The organism is Mycobacterium sp., from assembly GCF_035603715.1.
In the GTDB taxonomy this organism is placed as follows: Bacteria; Actinomycetota; Actinomycetes; order Mycobacteriales; family Mycobacteriaceae; genus Mycobacterium.
Window position 1 is genome coordinate 1 of record NZ_DATNJW010000539.1, and the last position, 3,927, is coordinate 3,927.

Annotated in this window: 5 protein-coding genes; all 5 read right to left on the minus strand. The window is 63.9% G+C overall.

Going from position 1 to position 3,927, the window contains the following annotated elements; genetic code table 11:
• The coding region (locus tag VN856_RS22345; protein ID WP_325693079.1) for a sulfotransferase at positions 1-465 on the minus strand (465 nt) is incomplete at its 3' end.
• Complete coding sequence (locus VN856_RS22350) at positions 465-1,247, minus strand: SDR family oxidoreductase (RefSeq protein ID WP_325693082.1); 783 nt, start codon at positions 1,245-1,247, stop codon at positions 465-467. The genes VN856_RS22345 and VN856_RS22350, both read right to left, overlap by 1 nt.
• Positions 1,248-1,249: 2 nt before the next feature.
• Positions 1,250-2,377, minus strand: a complete 1,128-nt coding sequence (locus VN856_RS22355; protein WP_325693085.1) for a hypothetical protein — start codon at positions 2,375-2,377, stop codon at positions 1,250-1,252.
• A gap of 87 nt (positions 2,378-2,464) precedes the next feature.
• On the minus strand, positions 2,465-2,746 hold the full coding sequence (locus tag VN856_RS22360; protein ID WP_325693088.1) for a hypothetical protein: 282 nt from the start codon (positions 2,744-2,746) through the stop codon (positions 2,465-2,467).
• 51 nt (positions 2,747-2,797) lie between these two features.
• Positions 2,798-3,856, minus strand: a complete 1,059-nt coding sequence (dmpG, locus tag VN856_RS22365) for a 4-hydroxy-2-oxovalerate aldolase (protein WP_325693091.1) — start codon at positions 3,854-3,856, stop codon at positions 2,798-2,800.
• Between the last annotated feature and the right edge of the window lie 71 nt (positions 3,857-3,927).

Here is a 3,927-nt window from a genome sequence, read left to right on the forward strand (position 1 = left end):
CGGGTTGTCCTCGTGGTGCTGATTGAACTGGTCGTCGAGTTGGCGATAGAGCGGATGGGATTCCCAGGTGTCGCGCGGCGGGCGCGGCTGCGGGAATTCGGCCAGCCACATGTGCAGACCCTGCGCCGCCGGGTCGGCGCCGAGGAGTCGATGCAGCGCCGTGGTGCCGGTCCGCACCAGCCCGGTGACGAAGATGGGCCGCTTAACGGCAACCTCAGCGTGTTGCGGGTACTGCTTCCACGCGGATTCCGACAACAGCCGGGCTACCAGCGCGCCGCGCAAAAAGAACCGATTCATCTTGCTGCCCAACACCGTAAGACCGGCTTCCTGCCGGTAGGAGTCCAGCAGCACACCCAGCGCTTCGCGGTAGTTGTCGTTGTCGACGCCGAAGTCGTCGAGCCCGGTCAGCTTGGTCGCCGAGGCATGAAGTTCGTCGACGGTCGCAATGTCGGTGCGTTCGGCCATCAGGTGTGGTACTCGCCGCAGTTGACGTCGAGCGTCTGCCCGCTGATGCCGCTGGACAGATCACTGGCCATGAACATGATCGCCGATGCCACTTCATCCTCGGTGGGCAGCCGCTTGAGGTCGGAGTTCGCCGCGGTGGCCTGATAGATCTGGTCTGCGGTGGTGCCGTACTTGCCCGCCTGGTGCTCGAAATAGGCCTGCAGCGTCTCGCCCCAGATATAGCCGGGTGCAACGGAATTGACGCGGATGCCCTTCTCGCCGAGTTCGGTGGCCAACGACTGCGACATCGACAACAACGCCGACTTGGCCATCTTGTACGCGCCATACTTCGCCTGTGAGTGCCGCAATACCATCGAGTTGACATTGACGACCGAACCATTCGACTGTTCCAGCGCCGGCGTGAAGGCCTGGATCAGACGCAACGCACCGAGCGCGCTGAGCTCGATCGCGTCGCGGATATGCTGGAAACTGGTGCCGGCCAGCGGTTTCATCGACGGCACCCGGAATGCGTTGTTGATCAACACATCGACCTTGCCGAAGTGTGCGGTGACGGACTCGACGAGCGCTGCGACGTCGTCATCATCGGTGATGTCCGCGCGCACCGCCAACGTGTTGTGTCCGGCGTCGTTGAGCTTAGCGGCGAGATCTTCCAAGCGTTCGACAGTTCGCGCCGCCAGCACCAACTCGGCGCCGTCGCGCGCACACCGATGCGCCAGCGTGGTGCCAAGGCCCGGGCCGACGCCGCTGATCACGATTACTTTTTTCTCGAGCATTCCGGTCACGGCTACCCCAACATCCTGGCTGCAATTTGCTGTTGGCGCAACGCGATTCGTGTACGCCAGTCGTCGTCAGAGATCTTATTGTGGTCAAAATGCGGCAATGAAGCCGGTAGTGCATCAACATCGACCAACTCGACGCTCGGGCCGTCGGCCTCGGTTAGTTGGCGCGACACCCGCTGCCAGCGGAACTGCAGGAAGCCGCGGCGGTGCCCCAGCGTTTCGACCCAGTTGGTGACGCCGGGATTCTGATCGGCGACCACGATGCGGACCTTGCCGTCCGGATCCTCCTGCGCCTGAGTGTTGTTCAGCGACGTCTGATGATTGATGTAGTCCAGCGAGATGTACCACATGCTGCCCAGCTGGAACCCGAGGTACGGCGCATCGGTCACCGGCAGCGTGATGATCAGAGCCTGATCGGGCCGCAGATCGAAATGTCCGACCGACGAATACTGCGTCGCCAAACCGCCGGGCGTAAGGCGCGGTGCGACCATGGTGTTCACCGGGATGTCCATATAGAACCACTGCGGAAATTGCAGCCAGGTCTTGATGCGGTTGACGAGTTGCTTTCCCGTTGTCGAGTAACGCTTTTCGATCGCGGCGCGGGTCAGTGGAGGCGGAGCGGTGCCGGCGGTGTCCGATCGCGAGATGGACAGTGTCCCCCGCCGGGCCGCCCAGTCGCCGTAGACCTCTCGGATCACCAACTGGCCTGGGCTGGCCGGCCGGACGTGCCATTGGAAGCTGCCGTCGGCGGCGATTTCGAGCTCGCGGTCGTCGAACGCCGCCTGGCTGACGGGTACGTTGTCGTCGGTGTATTCGCCGCCGAGCAGCTGGAAACTGAGATCCGTTGTGTTGCCGCGGACCCCGGTGACCGTGTAGTCGTGGTTAGGTTGCAACCGGCAGCCGAAGTAGAGGGTGTCCGGGTTGTCCAGGCCCATCTTCGTGAACGGACCGGTGCCCGAGAGCAACATCGGGTGATCGCGGTCGTAGTCGAACACCATGTGTTCGCAGGCCGCCACGCAACCGGCGAGGTACTGCAGCCCCTCGAGCAGGTCGGCTTCGGTCTCGATATGCGGTGCGGCGGCGACGAGTTCTTCGGCCTCGGCAATGGCGTCGATCAGCGGCTGGGAAAACACCACTCGACGCTAGAACGTGTTCTAGTTTTCGTCAATGGGCGAACATCTCCGCGTGTTGCCGCCGAGTTCAGTGACGACGCCGATTCACTAATCCGTGCACTGCTGGGACAGGTCAATCAGGTGTTGCCGCACATCCGGGTGCCGGCTCAGGTAGTCCATGACGTTCGGACCGCCACCCTCGGCTTGAGACTGCGACGAGAGGTGCTGTTTCACGTCGGGATGGCGGCTCAAGTACGAGTCGATGGACTGACCCACGGTCTGATCGCATGCAGCACTCGCCACCGGCAGTGCGATGATCGTCGCGACCGAAGCCGCCAGCAGCCCACCGGCGATCAATCCGCGGCCGGCCCAGTTGAATGTCGTGCTCATGGGGGTGAGGCTACTCGCGGCGGCTATGCGCAGCCTGTGCGAATGCTCAGACTAATGCGAGGTCGCGGCGCCATTTTCTTGCTCGCGCTTGATCTCCAGCGCGATGTCGATGAGCTGGTCTTCCTGACCGCCGATCAGCTTGCGCTGACCGGCCCGGTGCAGCAGTTGGTGGGCCGGAACGCCGTAGCGCTCGGATTGACGGACCGCGTGCTTGAGGAAGCTGGAGTACACCCCGGAATAACCCATGATCAATGCGTTGCGGTCCAGTAGGCATTCGGCCGGCATGGCCGGTGCGACGACCTCTTCGGCGGCGTCGGCGATGTCGAAGAAGTCGATCCCGGTCTTGACGCCGATCTTGTCGAAAACCCCGATCAGCGCCTCGACCGGCGCGTTCCCCGCACCCGCTCCGAACCGGCGGCAGGACCCGTCGATCTGCTTGGCGCCGGCCCGCACGGCCTCCACCGAGTTGGCCACACCCAGCCCGAGGTTCTCATGGCCGTGGAAACCCACCTGGGCGTCGTCGCCGAGTTCAGCGACCAACGCCGCGACCCGGTCGCTCACCCCGTCCAGGACCAGCGCCCCGGCCGAGTCGACGACGTAGACGCATTGGCAGCCGGCGTCGGCCATGATGCGGGCCTGTGCGGCCAGCTTCTCCGGGGGGATGGTGTGAGACATCATCAGGAAGCCGACCGTTTCCAGGCCCAGCTCGCGGGCCAGCCCGAAGTGCTGGATCGAGACGTCGGCCTCGGTGCAGTGGGTGGCGATCCGGCAGATCGAACCACCGTTGTTCTGCGCCTCCTTGATGTCCTCCTTGGTGCCGACGCCGGGCAGCATCAGGAAGGCGATCTTGGCTTCTTTGGCGGTGCCGGCGGCGAGCTTGATCAGCTCCTGCTCGGGTGTCTTGGAGAACCCGTAGTTGAAGCTCGAGCCGCCCAGCCCGTCGCCGTGAGTCACCTCGATGACCGGCACGCCGGCGTTATCGAGCGCGGCCACGATGGCGCCGACGTCGTCCTTGGTGAACTGATGGCGCTTGTGGTGCGAGCCGTCACGCAAGGAGGTGTCCGTCATCCGGACGTCCCAGATCGGGTTGAAGAAGATGTCGGTGGTCATGCTTGTGCTCCTTGGGCTGCCGCCGCCAGCGATTCCTTGGCGATTTCCTCGCCGACCTTGGTGGCCGCGGC

What these genes read in the sequence shown, in the direction of transcription:
- dmpG (WP_325693091.1), bottom strand. Translation starts at nt 3,856, where the DNA reads ATGACCACCGACATCTTCTTCAACCCGATCTGGGACGTCCGGATGACG.
- VN856_RS22360 (WP_325693088.1), bottom strand. Translation starts at nt 2,746, where the DNA reads ATGAGCACGACATTCAACTGGGCCGGCCGCGGATTGATCGCCGGTGGG.